General features: G+C 34.5%; 11 protein-coding genes. 7 read left to right on the forward strand and 4 right to left on the reverse strand.

The window, feature by feature from the left end; genetic code table 11:
- Nucleotides 1-389: 389 nt before the first annotated feature.
- From GOQ24_RS08340 to GOQ24_RS08350, 3 genes are all read left to right on the forward strand, one after another.
- The gene (locus tag GOQ24_RS08340) at nt 390-6,497 is read left to right on the forward strand and encodes an alpha-2-macroglobulin family protein (protein WP_160339463.1); all 6,108 of its coding nucleotides are present in this window, start codon (nt 390-392) and stop codon (nt 6,495-6,497) included.
- 137 nt (nt 6,498-6,634) lie between these two features.
- Nucleotides 6,635-7,513: a pirin family protein gene (locus GOQ24_RS08345; protein WP_155091352.1), complete on the forward strand. Its 879-nt coding sequence runs from the start codon at nt 6,635-6,637 to the stop codon at nt 7,511-7,513.
- A 149-nt stretch (nt 7,514-7,662) separates the two neighbouring features.
- Entirely contained in the window at nt 7,663-8,211 is a 549-nt protein-coding gene (locus tag GOQ24_RS08350; protein ID WP_155091353.1) for a hypothetical protein, read from the forward strand.
- A gap of 186 nt (nt 8,212-8,397) precedes the next feature.
- Here the strand turns inward: GOQ24_RS08350 and GOQ24_RS08355 are convergent, their stop codons facing one another.
- Entirely contained in the window at nt 8,398-10,425 is a 2,028-nt protein-coding gene (locus tag GOQ24_RS08355; protein WP_155091354.1) for a M3 family metallopeptidase, read from the reverse strand.
- A 265-nt stretch (nt 10,426-10,690) separates the two neighbouring features.
- Here GOQ24_RS08355 and GOQ24_RS08360 point away from each other — a divergent pair, with 265 nt between their 5' ends.
- Nucleotides 10,691-11,755, forward strand: coding sequence for an acyl-CoA dehydrogenase family protein (locus tag GOQ24_RS08360; RefSeq protein WP_155091355.1), 1,065 nt, complete (start codon nt 10,691-10,693; stop codon nt 11,753-11,755).
- A 273-nt stretch (nt 11,756-12,028) separates the two neighbouring features.
- On the opposite strand, the gene GOQ24_RS08365 is transcribed toward GOQ24_RS08360, so the two are convergent.
- The 3 genes from GOQ24_RS08365 to GOQ24_RS08375 all read right to left on the reverse strand — a co-directional run bounded on the left by GOQ24_RS08365 (nt 12,029) and on the right by GOQ24_RS08375 (nt 14,151).
- The gene (locus GOQ24_RS08365) at nt 12,029-12,397 is read right to left on the reverse strand and encodes a four helix bundle protein (protein WP_160339464.1); all 369 of its coding nucleotides are present in this window, start codon (nt 12,395-12,397) and stop codon (nt 12,029-12,031) included.
- A gap of 114 nt (nt 12,398-12,511) precedes the next feature.
- Complete coding sequence (gene purE, locus GOQ24_RS08370) at nt 12,512-12,991, reverse strand: 5-(carboxyamino)imidazole ribonucleotide mutase (protein ID WP_155091357.1); 480 nt, start codon at nt 12,989-12,991, stop codon at nt 12,512-12,514.
- 5 nt (nt 12,992-12,996) lie between these two features.
- Nucleotides 12,997-14,151 carry a 5-(carboxyamino)imidazole ribonucleotide synthase gene (locus tag GOQ24_RS08375; protein WP_155091358.1) on the reverse strand — a complete coding sequence of 385 codons (1,155 nt, stop codon included), beginning with the start codon at nt 14,149-14,151 and terminating at the stop codon, nt 12,997-12,999.
- 1,476 nt (nt 14,152-15,627) lie between these two features.
- On the opposite strand from GOQ24_RS08375, the gene hpt reads away from it, so the two are divergent.
- The 3 genes from hpt (at nt 15,628) to obgE (ending at nt 17,853) form a co-directional block, all read left to right on the forward strand.
- Entirely contained in the window at nt 15,628-16,161 is a 534-nt protein-coding gene (gene hpt, locus GOQ24_RS08380) for a hypoxanthine phosphoribosyltransferase (protein WP_155091359.1), read from the forward strand.
- Nucleotides 16,162-16,190: 29 nt separating this feature from the next.
- Entirely contained in the window at nt 16,191-16,766 is a 576-nt protein-coding gene (locus GOQ24_RS08385; RefSeq protein ID WP_155091360.1) for an adenylate kinase, read from the forward strand.
- A gap of 82 nt (nt 16,767-16,848) precedes the next feature.
- Complete coding sequence (gene obgE, locus GOQ24_RS08390) at nt 16,849-17,853, forward strand: GTPase ObgE (RefSeq protein ID WP_155091361.1); 1,005 nt, start codon at nt 16,849-16,851, stop codon at nt 17,851-17,853.
- Nucleotides 17,854-17,957 lie beyond the last annotated feature (104 nt).

The following is a 17,957-nucleotide window of genomic DNA, read 5'->3' on the forward strand; positions in this document are numbered from 1 at the left end:
ACTATTTTTACCCATAGTAGTTTAAAGTGTGGTTACTTCAAACTTACTAAAAATTAGAGTAGTCTGAAAAAACTACTCTTTTTATCGGACAACAATGATTTTTTATAATTTTTGTTTCATCAAAGTAACCAAGTATAAATGTGAATAAAGAGATTTTAGTATTATCAAATTGTGAAGTATTAGTTGGGAAAAAAGGGGTATTGTTTCTAAATTATTAATAGATCTCTTGTATTTAATAAGGGGATATTAAGAGATGCGAGTATATTATTTAAAGGTGTTAAACCACAATTCTTTTCGACAAATCTCGTTTTCTTTTTGAAGAAGTGATGAGATATTGGTAATGTCATTTCTTATTATAGTAACTTTATAGAATATTATAAAAAAGAATTATGAAGAATATAGGGATGTATTTAATGCTTTTTGCTCCTATTATTACATTTGGACAGGGGGGAAGTAATAATGAGCTTTCTAAACTTTGGAAGAACGTTCTGGATAAAGAGCGCAATTATGAAGTTAAAGAAATGAGGTCTGAAGTAGAACAGATTATTGACTTATCTCGTAAACAAAAAGACCAAGCAAGTCTTTTGAAAGCGATGTTTTATAAGGCGAAAATCATGATTACTACGGAGGCTGAACAAGATTATAATGTCAACGTAATAATGGATTCTTTTGAAGACGAACGCAAAAGTGCAAGTGGTATTTATGCTGCAGTTATAGATGCGTATATAGCTAAACTTTACGTTATCTATAAAAGTGAAAATCTCTATAAAATTTCTAATAGGACAGCATTAGCAGATAAAAATGACAATAGCGATATTCGCTTTGCTACTATAGAGATGTTAGATCTCCAAATAAACAAGTACTATAAGAGTGCAATCGCCTTGAGTAAGCAATATCCATTTACTTTAGTAGAGGATTGGCAATTATTGTTTTTATACGACAAGAAGTCTTCTATTGACTTATCCTATTTTTCAGTTTACGAAGCTATTCGTTTAGACTATGCTAATTTCTTAAAGTTTAGTTATGACTATACTTTAAGTGAAAAAGACATTGAGGCTAAAACGTTAGAAGGAGAAAAATATGAAAAAGAAGTAATCAGTGATTTGCAGAAGAGAAATCAAAAAGATTTGGTACTTTATGTCAGCTTGTATCAAGTTCAGAATAATCATCGTTTGACTTCAGTGGATAAAAAGGCACTTTATGAACAATTGCTGAAGGAGAACGCAACTCATGTCGCAGTCAATAAAGTGTACGCTCAGTTTCTTTACGATAATTTTTCTCAGTATTCTGTGACAAATGACTTTAAAGTTGAAGGACAAGAAGTATTGGCTTTTGCAGATAAAGCTTTGTCTACGCTAAAGGGAAAAATCACAGTTGAAGAAGAAAAGTTCTTTACAAGTATTAAACAGAATATAAGTAATGCCAAAATTGCAATAAGAACTTCAACTTATGCACTAGAGAATAAACACATTCCCCTATTTGTAGAGTACAAAAATACAGATAAGGTATATGTACATATTTATGCCAATGAAAATAAGAACAATAGCAACGAGTTCGAATTTGATCTACATCAGAAAGAGGGGTATTCATATTTAACAACGCAAAGTACGCGTGTAGATTCGTATGAATTGTCATTAAAGAAATATGATGACTATAAGACACATGCATCACACGTCGCTCTTCATGCTCTAACAGCAGGTAAGTATTTCATCGTTGTGAGTTCTTCTCCATTTGATAAGTTAATCGACGGAAAAGACAACGTAGAATACATTCCTGTAAATGTAACTGATAAAGTTATTGTCTTTGGGAAAAAGTCGTTGCGTGCCTATAATAGAGTAACAGGTGAACCATTGGCAAACGCTCGTATTAAAGTGGCAAATTCGAGAAGTGATAAGGATGATAAGAACTATTGGGAAACAATTATAGTGACCGATAGTAAGGGGGAGCATGACTTGTCGTTAGATAAACAAACAGGAAATAGAAATTTCTCTTTTGAAGGCGATAATATTATTTATTCAAATAGATATTATAAGAATGACTACTTAAATGAAATAGAAGATAAAAAGTATTCTTTGGCAAAGACTTTTTCTGATAGAGCAATTTACAGACCAGGTCAAATAGTATATTTTAAAAGCATATTGACCTCTCTTGTAGGGGTGAAAGAAAAGATAGAACCAAATAAGCAAGTAGAGGTTATATTGAAGGACGTTGACAACAATTCAGTAGCGACACTTAAGTTGACTTCTAATGAGTTTGGTTCAATTCAAGGATCTTTCGTATTGCCTAACAGTGGAAGATTGGGCAGATATAGTATTGAAGTACAAGGGGCAAATGGAGTACAGTATTTGAGCGTAGAAGAATACAAGCGTCCAAAGTTTGAGGTAAAAGTAGACAAGGTTAAAAAACCATATCAAATTAATGATAAAGTTACGGTGACGGGAGAAGCAATCGCTTTTTCAGGAGTGAAAATCAGCAATGCTAAAGTTGTCTATCGCATTGATCGATCTATAGAGTACACTTTTATGCCATGGTATAAGCGAATGTCTATACCTTATTATCCTATAGAGCAAATTAAACAAGGCGAAACAGTTACAGATCAGGACGGAAAGTTTACTGTTGACTTTAAAGCTATTCCGGAGAAAGAAGAAGTAGATAAAGACAGCACGCAAACTTATCTATATACCGTCAATGTTGATGTTGTGGATGAAACAGGAGAAACACATTCTGTTTCAAGTATAGTAAGAGTAGGTAATAAATCAGTTATGCTTGATTTTGGTTTAGGAAATGTATTAACTCCAGAGGATTTAGCTCGTTTTACAATATCAACTAAGACTTTAAATCAGGAAGACTACCCTACAACAGGGGAGGTTGCCTTGTATGAGCTGAAATCCCTATATCCTACACGTGTCCTAAACAAAAAGCATTATCAGTTAAGTGACGAAGAAGTATATTCTTATAGTGAATTTGTGAAACTGTTTCCTTATTTGCCATATGGTAATGAATTGGATAAGAAAAAGTGGAAAGAGGGAAAGGCAATCTTTACAAGAGGATTTAATACCAAGGAATCAAAGGAAATTACTTGGAAAGAATCGAATACAATTAAGTCAGGGTCTTATGTCTTAAAAGGTAAAGTAATCGGAGCAAATGGCGAATTGATAGAAGTTGATCAGCTTGTGCAGGTGGTCAATAAGTTAGATACTACTTCACCATTAAGTGATTTAATTCAAGTAGAAGAAACGCAAGGTACTTATACAAACGGAGGCTCAGCCATTTTTAAGTTGAGAGCTGCCATTAATCAGACAAAAGTATTGGTGGAGCTTTATGCATTGGGCGAGCGTAGATCAAGTAAATTGGTTGTGATTGACAAGGGAATTACGAATATAGAACTGCCAATTAAGAAAGAATACAAAGGAGAAGCAATCGTTTACTTTACAGCAGTTAAAGATAATTTATATCAAACGGAGTCTATCAGTATTACTGTGCCACAAGATAGAGAAAGTATCTCGATCGAAATGGGAACGTTCAGGGATAAGTTGGCACCAGGTCAGCAAGAATCATGGAGTTTGACCATAAAAGGAGAACAAAAAGATAAAGTATTTGCTGAGGTTTTAGCATCTATGTATGATAAATCGTTAGACGAGTTTACTTTTCACTCCATGAATCATAGTTTTGTGAAAAGAAAAGAATATTATGATAATAGTAACTACTACTCATTTAGGAAAGTATTTGATAATATAAATTATCCTACAACTATCTTATATACTATTGATAGTTATGAATCTTATTATATACCTGAATTAATAAAACTAAACACTTTTGGTTTTTCGTATAATTATTACTCTATTGCTGAGGGGAATAACATTTCTTCTGATGCTATCTTAGCTTCTGCGCCACCAAGTCCTGTTAAGGGGGGAGCTGTTATGGCTTCCGCTATGGCTGAACCAGGTATTGGAAGAGTAAGACCAAAAGGTGCAAAAGGTGTAGGTCCTTCACTTGAAGCAGGAGAATTATATGTTGTAGATGGAGAAGTAAGAACAGAGTTGCCTGCAGCAAATTTAATTGCAGAAATGAATGTCTTAGAAGGAAATGAAGCTACTGCTTTGTATGGTAGTAGAGCAGCAAATGGTGTAATCTTAGTTACTACGAAAGAAGCAGCTCTACAAGAGTTAGCGCAAATTGAAAGTAGAAGTAATCTGAATGAAACGGCATTTTTCTATCCACAACTTAAAACAGATAAAGATGGGAATATTGTGTTTGAGTTTAAGGCACCAGAGGCTTTAACTCAGTGGAAGTTTATGGCTTTTGCACATACGAAAGACTTGAAGAGTGCCTATATTGAGAAAATAGTCCAAACGCAGAAAGAGCTAATGGTTATTCCTCATACACCGCGTTTCTTGAGACAAGGAGATAAATTGAATATTTCAGCTAAAGTGGCTAATTTAAGTGGTAAGGATCTGAATGGAACAGTAGCTTTAATGTTTTTCGATGCTGTGACAATGCAGCCAATAGATGAAACTTTTGCTAATAGCGAGAATCTAAAAGCATTTGCAACAAAAAAAGGAGAATCTGCTGTAGTAGAATGGGCTATCAGTGTTCCTGAAACCACACAAGCAGTTGTATATAGAGTTGTAGCTAAATCAGGTGAGTATTCAGATGGTGAAGAATCTGTATTACCTGTATTAACTAATAATATATTACTAACAGAGGTGATGCCTATTTACGTGAAAGAAGGACAAGATAAACACTTTAATTTCGATCGCTTAGAAAGTGGCAGAACCAATACAACGCAAGATTATAGATTGACTTTTGAGATGACTACAAATCCGCTGTGGAATGCTGTATTCTCCTTGCCAAGTCTGAGGGATAATGACGTAAAAAATACAGATGGCATATTCCGTCAACTTTATGCCAATGTTATCTCTACAGGGATTATAAATAGCAATCCTAAAATCAAAAGAGTATTTGATCAATGGAATAAGTCAGGTGAAATTACATCGCGTTTAAGTAAGAATGAAGAACTACGCTCAATATTGTTAGCAGAAACACCTTGGTTAGTTCAAGCAGAGAAAGAGGAAGATAGAATGAAACGCATTGCTTTGTTATTCGATTTGAATGAGATGCAATTAGACCGTAAAGATAAGTTTACTAAGTTAGCTCAACTGCAAAACAATGATGGAGGTTTCCCTTGGTTTGCAGGAAGTGATTCAAACTTGTTCATTACGCAATCTATCGTAGAAGGTTTTGGAACCTTAAAAAAGATGGGAATGTTATCAGGTGATTTGGGCTTTGATTATAAAACGATGTTGTCTAATGCTATTCAGTATATTGATGGAGAACAATTCAAGAGTTACCAACGTCAAATGAAAAACAAGAAAGAAAACTATGCTCCTATAAATGCACAGTATTTATACGTTCGTTCGTTCTTTATTGACGATATCAAAATCAAGGAGGAATATACAACGATGTTTAATTACTACTTGAAAAATGCTGAAGATGCAGATGTTGCTGAAGATGTCTATACAAGAGGGGTACATGCCATTATTGCTAACCGCTATGGGAAGACCAGTAAAGCAAATAAGTTGTTGAAGTCTATCTTTAGTCAAGCAGTGGAAACGGATGAAATGGGTACCTATTGGAAGAACAATAAATCAGGGTATTTATGGTATCAATTGCCTATAGTAAATCAAGTTTTATTACTTGAGGCAGCTAATGAGATTAACCCGACCAAGTATGAGAAAGAAATCGAGAATATGAAAGTATGGTTGTTGAAGAACAAACAAACAAATGGATGGTCTTCTGATCATGCAACAGCTAAAGCAATTTACGCTTTAATGGGAATTGGCAAGTCATGGATTGATGCAGAGCAAGGAGTTAGTATTAAGATAGGAGGGGAACCTTTAGATATTGTAAAAGAAGAACAATTAACGAATGGATATGTTAAACAAGCTTGGTCAAAAGGAGAGATTAATCCATTGATGAAGTCGGTTGAAGTAAAGAAAACTTCTCCAGGGATAGCCTATGGGGCAATGTATTGGCAATATTTTGAAAATATAGATAAGATAACTTCTTCGAGTACAGGAGTCCGTTTTAATAAACAATTATTTATCAAGGTAAATACTGATAAAGGAGAAGTGTTACAAGAAATCACAGCTGCTACTCCTGTTAAAGTAGGGGATAAAATTACAGTACGCTTAGAAATTGAGATAGATAGGGATATGGATTATGTTCATATCAAAGATATGAGAGCAAGTGGATTTGAACCTACAACGGTATTGTCTGGATATAGATGGGGTAGAGAATTGTCGTACTACGAAGAAACAAGAGATGCTTCAACGAACTTTTTTATCTCAAGAATGCAAAGGGGAACCTATGTTTTTGAGTATGATTTGAGAGCGAGTTCAAAAGGATCATTCTCTAATGGCATTACTACAATGCAAAGTATGTATGCTCCTGAGATGAGTGCACATAGTGAGGGAATTAACGTAGAGATTAAATAAGATTATTACTGTTTAATATAGAAAAAAGGAGACTTACATCGTAAGTCTCCTTTTTTTATGCGATTTGCTTCTTGTTGTAGGTTAAGTGTTTAAGGAGATTGTTGGTCGTAAATTTGTAATACAAAAAACAAAGAGATATGAAAACAAAAAGCATAGAACAAATCGTAGCACCGCAACCAGCTCACTTTGTAGGAGATGGTTTTAGAGTACATAATTTTATTCCAAGCATGCCTGGAATGAGTATGAAGCGAATGGATCCATTCATTATGTTAGATTACAATTCTAAGTATGAGTTTGGACCATCAGAAATTCCGAGAGGTGTAGGTGTTCACCCTCATAAAGGATTCGAAACAGTAACGATCGCTTATAAAGGACGTGTAGAACACGGTGATAGCAGTGGAGGTGGAGGTATTATTGGAGAAGGTGATGTGCAATGGATGACTGCTGCTTCTGGAGTATTGCACAAAGAGTTTCACGAAACAGAATGGAGTAAAACTGGGGGACTGTTTCAGATGGTACAGTTATGGGTTAACCTTCCAGCAAAGGATAAAAAAGGTCCTGCTAAATATCAGGCGATAGAGCATTCAGATATGAAAAAGTACGCTCTAAAAGATGGTCTTGGATTTGTAGAAGTTATTGCTGGAGAATACGAGGAGACAAAAGGTCCTGCATCTACATTTACTCCAATTCACTTATCAAATTTAAAAGGTAAGGTTGGGGCAAAGGCTCATTATACTTTTCCAGATCACTATAATACTGTATTGTTAGTAATCGAAGGAGAAATAATTGTCAACGGGGAATATGCTGTTCCAACCGATCACGTTGTTGTTATGCAACACGATGGTGAGAATTTTGATGTAGAAGTTAGCAAAGATGCAGTTGTGCTTGTCATGGCAGGTGAACCAATTAACGAACCAATCGAGCACTATGGTCCTTTTGTAATGAATACAAGAGAAGAGTTGATAGAAGCCGTAAATGATTTCAACGCTGGTAAATTTGGGGATTTAGAGGATTAATGAATTTGAGTACTCAATTTATGGTTGTTTTGTTTGAATAAATGGAGAGGTAGAGTAATCATCTCTCCATTTTTATTTTCGAATTAGCTGTTTATAGCTATTGTCTCATGGATAGGTTATGATTTACATTTGTTTTTTAAATTAGATATATGAGACACTTAGGATTAACCTTATTGATGTTATCACTTTTCACTGTTGGTTGTAAAGACAAAGCAGTAAAAGTTGCTGTAATTGAAAAAGAGAGTAAAGTTGAGGTAATACAAGAACAAGTAAAAACAAATGAACTGAGGTTAGCCGTAGAGGATATGGAAGCCTATATGGACTCAGAAGATAAAATGATGGCTTCTTTAGGAGATGCAGATCAATTGCGTTTACAGAAAGCTATACAGATTATTGGAAATTACAATATTGTCTATAGTGAAGATGACGGTATAGATAATGATAAAACCGATGCTGTTTTTTTAAAGTTGGTAGGCGGTAAGATATTTAGTGAAGTCTGTGAATTAGCAGAGGGATATTTGCGTGAAGATAAGCAAAGAGAATTAGATCGCATTCAAGCACTTTTGGGCAGTATTAAAACCCCAGAGGTAGATTCTGAAGTAGAGCGCTTTAATGAGGCACAACAAAATCTAAAAGAGGCAGATAAGATGCCAATTACTTTGGATGATTATGAGTATAATGAAGAATGTTTTTTATAGTTTACAATTGATGGTTAGTAATTTGCTTTAGAGACGGCAATAGATTGCCTCTGCTATCTAATAACTACAATATAGGTTATCTTCTATATAAAACAACTAAGCCCATTGCACTGCAATGGGCTTAGTTGTTTTGTGATTATAGTTAAACGGTCTACAGCTGTTAACTGTAAACCGTCCACCGTTAACTTATAACAATCCCGCTCTTTCTAATAAAGCATCAGGAGTAGGTTCTTGACCTCTGAAATTTTTGTATAATGTCATTGGGTGATCAGTTCCCCCTTGAGATAAAACATAATCTTTAAACTTAGTAGCTACTTCTTTATTGAAGATGCCATTAGCCTTAAAGTATGCGAATGCATCAGCATCTAATACCTCTGCCCATTTATAGCTGTAGTATCCAGATGAGTAACCACCTTGGAAGATATGGGAGAATGAAGTACTCATTGCATTCTCTTTTACATCAGGATATTGTTGTGTAGAAGCAAATTGTTTTGTTTCGAAGTCTTTTAGACTTGTGATAGCAGTAGGGTCTTGACCATGCCATCCCATATCTAATAGACCGAAGCTCAATTGACGTACTGTAGCTATTCCTTCTAAGAAGCTCGCACTCTCTTTGATCTTTGCTATTAATTCCATAGGGATAGTTTCACCAGTTTGGTAATGTTTAGCGAATAGCTCTAAAGCTTCTTTTTCATAACACCAGTTCTCCATCACTTGACTTGGCAATTCTACGAAGTCCCAATATACATTAGTTCCAGATAACGATGGATAAGTTGTATTTGCTAACATACCATGTAATGCATGTCCAAACTCGTGGAATAGCGTTGTTACTTCGTTAAATGTAAGTAATGAAGGCTTAGTAGCAGTTGGTTTAGTGAAGTTACACACGATAGAGATATGCGGTCTTTCATTGATGCCGTCTTTGATATATTGGTTTTTGAATGAAGTCATCCAAGCACCGTTTCTCTTTCCTTTGCGTGGGAAGAAGTCTGTATAGAACACAGCTATAAAATCTCCTTGCTCATTCGTTACCTCGAATGTACGCACATCTGCGTGGTACTTCTCTATAGTCTGTACTTCTGTAAACACTAATCCGTATAGCTTATTCGCTACTTGGTAAGCACCGTCTAATACATTCTCTAATTGAAAGTAAGGTTTAAGTAATTCGTCATCTAAGCTAAAGCGCTCTTGTTTTAACTTCTCAGAGTAGTATGAACCATCCCATTTTTGCAATACATCAATGTTGTCTATCTTCTTTGCAAAAGCAGTTAATTCAGCAAACTCTTTATCAGCTGCAGGCTTAGCCTTCGCTAACAACTCCTCTAAGAAAGCATTTACCTTATCAGGGCTCTGTGCCATGCGCTCTTCTAATACGAAGTGTGCATGTGTAGCATATCCTAATAGATTAGCTCTTTCGTGACGTAGGTTCACAATCTTTAAAACATTAGCTTCATTGTTGTGTTCGTTGTCTTGAAAGGCTTTCTTACCAGCTGCAATAGCCATCTCCTTGCGCAATTCACGATTATCAGCATAGGTCATAAAGGGGATATAACTTGGATAGTCTAATGTGAATACCCACCCCTCTTTACCTTCTTGTTCAGCTAAAGCTCTTGCTTCTTCTACAGCACCTTCAGGAAGACCAGCTAGGTCTTTTTCCTCCGTAAGGTGTAGTTGGTATTTATGCGTTTCTGCTAATACGTTTTCTCCAAACTTCAACGCAGTTGTAGATAACTCTGCATCTATTGCTCTTAATCTTTCTTTTTTATCTTCTGATAACAATGCACCATTGCGGACAAAGCTTTTATAATTCTTTGTCAATAAGGTTTCTTGTTCTATAGTAAGGTTCAGTGTCTCTTTTTGTTCATAAACTGCTTTTACGCGTTTAAACAATTCCTCGTTTAAAGAGATATCATTGCTCAATGCTGATAGCATAGGAGCAACTTCTTGTGCTATTTTCTGCATCTCATCATTTGTCTCAGCTGAGTTCAGGTTAAAGAAGATATTAGACAATATATCTAATTCCATCCCTGAGTACGCTAAAGCCTCTAAGGTATTTTCAAAGGTAGGTGTTGCAGCGTTAGCAGTAATAGCGTCTATCTCTGCTTTTGTATTTTGTATTGCTTTTTGGAAAGCAGGTATATAGTCTTCCGTTTTAATTTGAGTGAATGGAGCTGTTCCATGGACTGTGTTAAATGGATTGTTCAATGCCGACATATCTTGTATAATTAATTTTTATTTAAAGTATAAAAGTACGTTATTTTCAAGGAATTTGTTGTTAAATCTATATCAATGTTTCTGTAGTTTGGCTTGTATGAGAAGCCTTTAGTTTTTTATGATAGGTAAGATTGTATATTGATAATATCTTCTTTTGCTTTAGAATTGTCAAAAAACAGCAGAAGTGTTTGTTAAGTCTTTATTTGTAAAGGTTCTCTGTTTAAAAAATGATAGATTTGTATTCAATCAAAAAACATGATAACAAATGAGTAATAAAATATCTTTGGAGGATAGGAATATCTTGCGAAAATTTGTTCCTCAAGCTGAGCAACAAGGATACTTGACAAAAGAACAATTGGCAATCCTGTATGAATATAATTTGTTTAATCTTTTTGTACCTAAGGAGTTTAATGGATTAGAATTAGACTTTATAGAAGCTCTGGAGGTAGAGGAAGAGTTAGCTACTATTGATGGTAGTCTTGGGTGGACTGTGACATTGTGTAGTGGCGCAAATATGTTTGTAGGGTATTTAGATAGTAGTTTTAGCCAAACTCTTTTTAGCAATCCCAAAGTGTGTTTAGCAGGAAGTGGTAAAGTGGGAGGAGTAGCAATTGAAATAGAGGAAGGGTATATCGTAACAGGACATTGGAAAGTCGCAACTGGATTGCACCACAGTACTGGTTTTACTGCGAACTGTCGTATTGAGCGCAATGGTACATTCGTGACAGATGCTGATGGGAATCCAATCTACAAGTCTTTTTGCTTTTTACCTGAAGAAATTGAAGTTGTCAAAGAATGGGATACAATAGGGTTAATCTCTACGGGTAGTGATTCATTTAACGTAAAAGGAGTTAGGGTTGGTAGGGAACGTGCTTTCTCTATTGCTAAAGAAACTAAGGTTATCAACAATGATGTTTTTAGCTTTCCCTTTTTGCCCTTTGCTAAGTTTACTTTAGCTGTAAATCACATTGGGATGCAAGCTCATTTTATTGAATTGGCAGAAAATTACTTTGACAGTTTATCTAATAAGGAATATATCATAAAGCACAAGAGTATTATTGAGAATATGAAATCTTCTTTTTTGAACCGCAAGATTATGTTTTATCAGAAGGCGCATGAAAGTTGGGAAGTAGTAAAGGAAGGTGGTGATATTTCATGTAAAATGTCAGAAGAAATTGACAAGGTATGTGAACGCATTGTCTTTAAAGGGCGTGAAGATGTAATGAATTGTTTACCGTATTTGGGCTTGGACGTAATTAATAAGAACTCAGAAATTAATAGAGTTTTTAGGGATTTGATCGCAGCAGGTCAACACAGCCTGTTTCTTTAATTACGATTTTCAAATTACGAATTACAAATGGTTTGCCTACGGCATTAAGTATATATATCACTTCTAATCTATATCTAATATTTTGGGGTGTACGCTATATATTCAATAATAGAGATCGATGAGTATATTCATCGATTATGTATTTTTGAGGGTAATGAAAGATCACATCCTTATGTTTAATTACTTCAAAATAAGAATGACATTTTTTAGATGAGGTATATTGATGTAAATGAAGTGTTTTTTATTGAAAAGAATAACTTTGAGTTGTAAATATTATTTGGCACTTTTTAGTTTAGCTTTAAGTGATATTTGGATGCTACCTATGAGTTTTAGTAATTCTTCAATATCTTTTAATAAACTGTTTTTTTCTTTAGGTGTAAAGTAATCTGTTTCTGCTAAAAGGCGTATCCAATAATGGGTTTCACGAGCTTCTTTATAAGCAATAGATAATTTAGAAAGAAAGTCTTTTTCACTTTGCGCACCAATAGTTTCTTCTATGTTAGCACCAATAGAAGTGCCTGAACGAAGTAATTGTTTGCTTAATATGTACTCCTTCTTTTCAGTTGTTAAATGTTGGTAAACTTTAATGATTCTTACAGCGAATTTGAAGCTCTTAATCTGTATAATATTGTCTTCTTTCATGCTTTTGATTAAGCTATAGAGGATTGTTTTATTTTAAGTATTACGGCGCTCTTCATATTAACTGCGATTACCTACGTAATTCGTAATTAGCTCGAAGAGCGCCGTAATTTGTAATTATTTAATTGACTCTGCTGCTTTAAGCACCGCTTCTCTTAATCCATTTTTATAATCTACCATCTTATTGAGAAGGTCTTCATTTTGACTACCTAATATCTGTATTGCCAGAAGACCTGCATTTTTAGCACCATTAAGGGCTACTGTAGCTACTGGTACACCTCCAGGCATCTGTAAGATAGATAGTACGCTATCCCATCCATCGATAGAGTTGCTCGATTTAACAGGTACTCCAATCACAGGAAGTGGAGACATTGAAGCTACCATACCAGGTAAGTGTGCTGCTCCTCCTGCTCCTGCGATGATCACATTAACACCGCGCTTATGAGCATTAGAAGAAAAGTCTACAAGTTTCTCAGGTGTTCTATGAGCAGATACGATATCCACTTCTACTTCTACACCGAATTCTTTAATAATATTGATTGCATCTTGCATGACAGGCATATCCGATATGCTGCCCATTACTACTGCTATTTTCATAAGATTTATTTGCTGATTACTTTAATAGTTTCTTTTACTTGCTGAGCTATTTCTCTCGCTTTAGTCATATCACTATTGACAATTGTTACGTGTCCCATTTTTCTAAAAGGACGAGTTTCGCGTTTACCATAGATATGAGGAGTCACACCCTCTATCGCTAAGATATCTTCCATTCCTTCATAGTACACTTGTCCAGTATATCCTTCAGCGCCTACTAAGTTTACCATGATACCAGCCACTTTGCTATCCGTATTCCCTAAAGGTAAATCTAAAATAGCACGGATGTGTTGTTCGAACTGAGAAGTATAACTCGCCTCTATAGAGTAGTGTCCAGAGTTATGAGGGCGAGGAGCCACTTCATTCACTAATACATCGTCATCTTGCGTTTGGAACATCTCCACAGCTAATAAACCTACATGATTAAATTTCTCAGAAACTTGTAGCGCAATAGCCCTTGCCTTATCCGCTACAGCGCTATCGATACGCGCAGGACAGATCACATATTCTACTTGGTTAGCTTCTGGGTGGAACTCCATTTCTACTACAGGGTATGTTTTGATTTCTCCAGAAGCAGAACGGGCTACGATCACAGCTAATTCGTTTTTAAAAGGAACCATTACTTCTGCGATACACTCTACATTAGGTAGTACATCTAAGTCAGTAATCGAGCGAACTACTTTTACTCCATTGCCATCATACCCAAACTGAGCTGACTTCCATACGAATGGCATCGTTACTTCATTAGCTGTAGCTGCTGTTTTTAGAGCTTCTATATCTGAGAATCTCTTATAAGGAGCAGTTGGGATATTATGAGTAGTATAGAAATCTTTTTGATTTCCTTTATTTTGGATTAATCGAAGTGTCTTAGGAGAAGGGAATACTTTAAGCCCTTCTTCTTCTAACTTATCAAGTGCATCTAAGTTGACATTTTCTATTTCGATCGTTAAGACATCCACTGTTTTACCAAAGCGATAAACAGTTTCAAAATCCATTAAATCCCCTTGGAAGAACTGATGTGCTCCATACTGAGAAGGGGCATCTTTGCTGGGATCTAGTACATTGGTAGCGATGTCAAATTTACGAGTGTCATATAGGAGCATTTTACCTAATTGACCTCCTCCTAATATTCCCAAACGGAAATCAGTAGAAAAGTAATTCATTGTGTAGTTGTATTGTTATTAAGGCAAAGATAATTTAAAAAAATATAAAATGAATCATATTGCTATTCGTCTTGTATTGCTTAACTCAATCTAATTGTTGTTCAAGAGAATTTGTTGTTTTTGAAATCAGAATTATTGGTAAAGAATAGGTCTTTTTAAGGCTTAAGTACTAAGATGTTGAGGTTTAAGTCCTGAATATAGTGTGTTTTTCATTTGAGTTTAATGCGAGTTCGATATTAGAATGGCAATTAGACTATCGCCTTCGATTTAGTAATTTATATGTATTTATTCACTATAGAAGATTATCTCTTTTTTATCTATTGACGAAATTACCGAAAATGATGATCAAGTTGTCGAATTTTAAAAAGCAGATTAATCTATTTTATTCGAGGGGTTAGCTTGCACTTTCTTGGAGATTGCTTGCGCTTTTCTTGGAGTTTTCTGGCTTAGAGAGCCTTTTTGTCGAAGAAAGGTGCAAGAAAGCCCCAAGAAATGTGCTTGCATCTCGCTACAAAGCTATAGGAAGATTGTCAATTAATATCAGGTAGTAATTAACTGCTGACTTAGATCGAATTCAGGTTTTTTAACAGAAGGAGGGAGGTCATTTATACAATCTATTTATTAGTTGATTGTTTTGTTTTAGGCAAATGTATTTCTCTTTTAAACGATAAGTAGTCATTGCTGTATTTATGCCTTATTTGCATAAGTTCTTCACAGCAGCTTCAACATTTTTCCGAGATAATACTACTTGAAGGAGGGGGGAAGAAATGTTGAAGGAGTATTAAGGAGATTTTGAATATAATAAGCATAGGTGTAGTGGTTGATGATGTTGTTTTAGTTTTACTGCTTGTATTGGCTGTTTGACTTGTATCTGAATAATTCTTATCAATCTTTTGATCTTGTGGTTGATGATGCCATGAGGTGTCAGTAAAAACACATTCGACAAATGGTTTGAAGTACGGTCCTTGTATTCGTTTGGTTAATTTTATGATATTGTGTTTTTTTGTTTTATTTAAGTGTAGTTTTTTATATTTATAATATTTATGTCTTATTTTTATAAGATATATTTTCATATTTTACAGATGTATTGGTTATTATTCTTTTTTAAGATATTGTTTTGCTAATAAAAAGTTAATTTCTGTTTTGATTTTAATAATAAATTGCGCTATATTTGAAAGGATAGAAATTACAATAATGTTTTTGTAAGATATTTAAAAGTAATCTCAACGATAAGACTCTACTTTGGTTTTAGAGTTAGATTGAATTAGTTTGTTTTAGACGTAGCGTTGTGAAGCGCTACGTTTTTTGTTTCTATTTTTTTGAATAATTGATAAATTTGAATGTTTTTATTTTAGAGAAAACGGAGTTTAAAGAGGAATAATAAGATTATTTATGTGTTTATGTAATTCCTTTGTTAATAAACTGATATAGGTTTTTTCTTTTTGTATATTTGCAAATTATCAATAACACAACACAATGGAAATACAAGTTTTAGACAAAACGTTTGTGCCGTTTATATCAGCAGAGCGTATCCAAAATCGATTAGAAGAAATTGCAACTCAAATAGAAAGAGATATGCAAGGAGACATTCCTGTATTTATTGGAGTTCTTAATGGATCTTTTATGGTATTTAGTGACTTGATAAAAAAGTATAAGGGAGACTGTGAGATGAGCTTTGTGAAAATGGCATCTTATATTGGAACTCAATCTAGCAATCAAGTGAATCAGTTACTTGGTTTAGATATAGACGTGACTGATCGTACAGTTGTAATCATTGAAGATATTGTAGATACAGGTAATACATTAGTAGCTTTAAAAAAGCTATTTGATCAACAACGTCCGAAACAAGTTAAAATATGCACACTTTGTCTGAAGCCAGAGGCATATAAAAAGGATATTCCTTTAGACTATGTCGCTTTTGAAATAGAAAATAAATTTATCGTAGGGTATGGTATGGACTATGATAAATTCGGTAGAAATATACCAGAGATATACCAAATTAAAGAATAATAATACACTAACAGGATAAACAATACATAATGATTGCAATCGTTTTATTTGGAAAGCCAGGTGCAGGAAAAGGAACACAGGCTGAATTTCTTAAAGAAAAATATAACTTAACTCACATTTCAACAGGTGACGTGTTTCGTTACAATTTGAAAAATGGAACAGAGTTAGGTAATCAAGCTAAAGTATTTATTGATAAAGGGGAACTAGTTCCTGATTCAATTACGATCAATATGTTAGCTGATGAAGTAGCTAAGAATATGGATAAAGCTGGGTTTTTATTTGACGGATTCCCAAGAACGATAAAACAAGCAGAAGCTTTAGAAGCATTGTTGGAGGAGAAAGGTATTGACTTTGTAGGTACAATTGGTCTTGATGCTAATGATGAGGTATTAGTAGCGAGAATCTTAGAAAGAGGTAAGACAAGTGGTAGAGCTGATGACCAAGATGAAACTAAAATCAGAAACCGCTATAAAGAATACAATGAGAAAACAGCACCTCTTATTGAGTTCTATAATAATAAAAATCAATATGCTGCTGTTGACGGGATTGGATCAATAGAAGAAGTGACTGAGCGTCTAAGTAAAGTTATAGATACTTTAGTATAAGCACTTTTGTATTTGAAAAAATACTATTTTTGCAGCCCAAAACTTTTTACATATTGTAAAGAGTAATAATAATAAAAGAAAGATGACTGAAGGGAATTTTGTCGATTATGTAAAAATATATGTTGCCTCTGGAAAAGGAGGTAGAGGATCTACACACTTACACCGCGAAAAATTTATTGAAAAAGGAGGACCTGATGGAGGTGATGGAGGTCGAGGTGGACATGTTTATATTGTAGGTAATGAAGGTCTTTGGACTTTGTTTCACTTAAAATTCATGCGCCATATTAAAGCAGGACATGGAGGTGATGGTGGTAGTTCAAGAAGTACTGGTGCTGATGGTGAAGATAGAATTATCGAAGTACCTCTTGGAACAGTTGTAAAAGATAAAGAGACAGGAGAAGTTCTATTTGAAATTACAGAACACGGAGAAAAACAAATTGTAGCTTTAGGAGGTAAAGGTGGTTTAGGTAACTGGCACTTTAGATCTTCTACTAATCAAACACCGCGATATGCTCAGCCAGGATTATCTGGACAAGAGTTAGATGTGATTTTAGAGTTAAAAGTGTTAGCAGATGTTGGACTAGTTGGATTTCCAAATGCAGGAAAATCTACACTTCTATCTGTTTTAACCTCTGCAAAACCTAAAATTGCGGATTATCCGTTTACAACTTTGAAGCCTAATTTAGGTATTGTGGCTTATCGCGATTTTAAATCTTTTGTGATTGCAGATATACCTGGTATTATTGAGGGTGCTGCTGAAGGAAAAGGTTTAGGACATTACTTTTTAAGACATATAGAACGCAACTCAACTTTGCTTTTTATGGTGCCGGCAGATGCTGATGATATCAAGAAAGAGTATGAAATTTTAGTTGATGAATTGCGTAGATATAACCCAGAAATGTTAGATAAAGATCGTCTTTTGGTTGTTACTAAGTGTGATATGCTGGATGATGAATTGAAATCTGAGTTAAAAGAACAACTTGATTCTGAATTAAGCGGAGTACCGTATATGTTTATTTCTTCTGTGGCTCAGCAAGGGCTTACAGAATTAAAAGATAAACTATGGGAAATGTTGAATAAAAAATAGTTAATTAAGGATATTCTATTTTAATCCTTAGAGCCAAGAAAAAGTGTAGAAAAATTAGCGTTAATTATTGTTCTACGGCAAGTTGCAGTCATATTTTTATTTTT

It is taken from the genome of Myroides sp. LoEW2-1, from assembly GCF_009767705.1.
Taxonomy (GTDB): domain Bacteria; phylum Bacteroidota; class Bacteroidia; order Flavobacteriales; family Flavobacteriaceae; genus Flavobacterium; species Flavobacterium album_A.

What these genes read in the sequence shown, in the direction of transcription:
- GOQ24_RS08340 (WP_160339463.1), top strand. Translation starts at nt 390, where the DNA reads ATGAAGAATATAGGGATGTATTTAATGCTTTTTGCTCCTATTATTACA.
- GOQ24_RS08345 (WP_155091352.1), top strand. Translation starts at nt 6,635, where the DNA reads ATGAAAACAAAAAGCATAGAACAAATCGTAGCACCGCAACCAGCTCAC.
- GOQ24_RS08350 (WP_155091353.1), top strand. Translation starts at nt 7,663, where the DNA reads ATGAGACACTTAGGATTAACCTTATTGATGTTATCACTTTTCACTGTT.
- GOQ24_RS08355 (WP_155091354.1), bottom strand. Translation starts at nt 10,425, where the DNA reads ATGTCGGCATTGAACAATCCATTTAACACAGTCCATGGAACAGCTCCA.
- GOQ24_RS08360 (WP_155091355.1), top strand. Translation starts at nt 10,691, where the DNA reads ATGAGTAATAAAATATCTTTGGAGGATAGGAATATCTTGCGAAAATTT.
- GOQ24_RS08365 (WP_160339464.1), bottom strand. Translation starts at nt 12,397, where the DNA reads ATGAAAGAAGACAATATTATACAGATTAAGAGCTTCAAATTCGCTGTA.
- purE (WP_155091357.1), bottom strand. Translation starts at nt 12,991, where the DNA reads ATGAAAATAGCAGTAGTAATGGGCAGCATATCGGATATGCCTGTCATG.
- GOQ24_RS08375 (WP_155091358.1), bottom strand. Translation starts at nt 14,151, where the DNA reads ATGAATTACTTTTCTACTGATTTCCGTTTGGGAATATTAGGAGGAGGT.
- hpt (WP_155091359.1), top strand. Translation starts at nt 15,628, where the DNA reads ATGGAAATACAAGTTTTAGACAAAACGTTTGTGCCGTTTATATCAGCA.
- GOQ24_RS08385 (WP_155091360.1), top strand. Translation starts at nt 16,191, where the DNA reads ATGATTGCAATCGTTTTATTTGGAAAGCCAGGTGCAGGAAAAGGAACA.
- obgE (WP_155091361.1), top strand. Translation starts at nt 16,849, where the DNA reads ATGACTGAAGGGAATTTTGTCGATTATGTAAAAATATATGTTGCCTCT.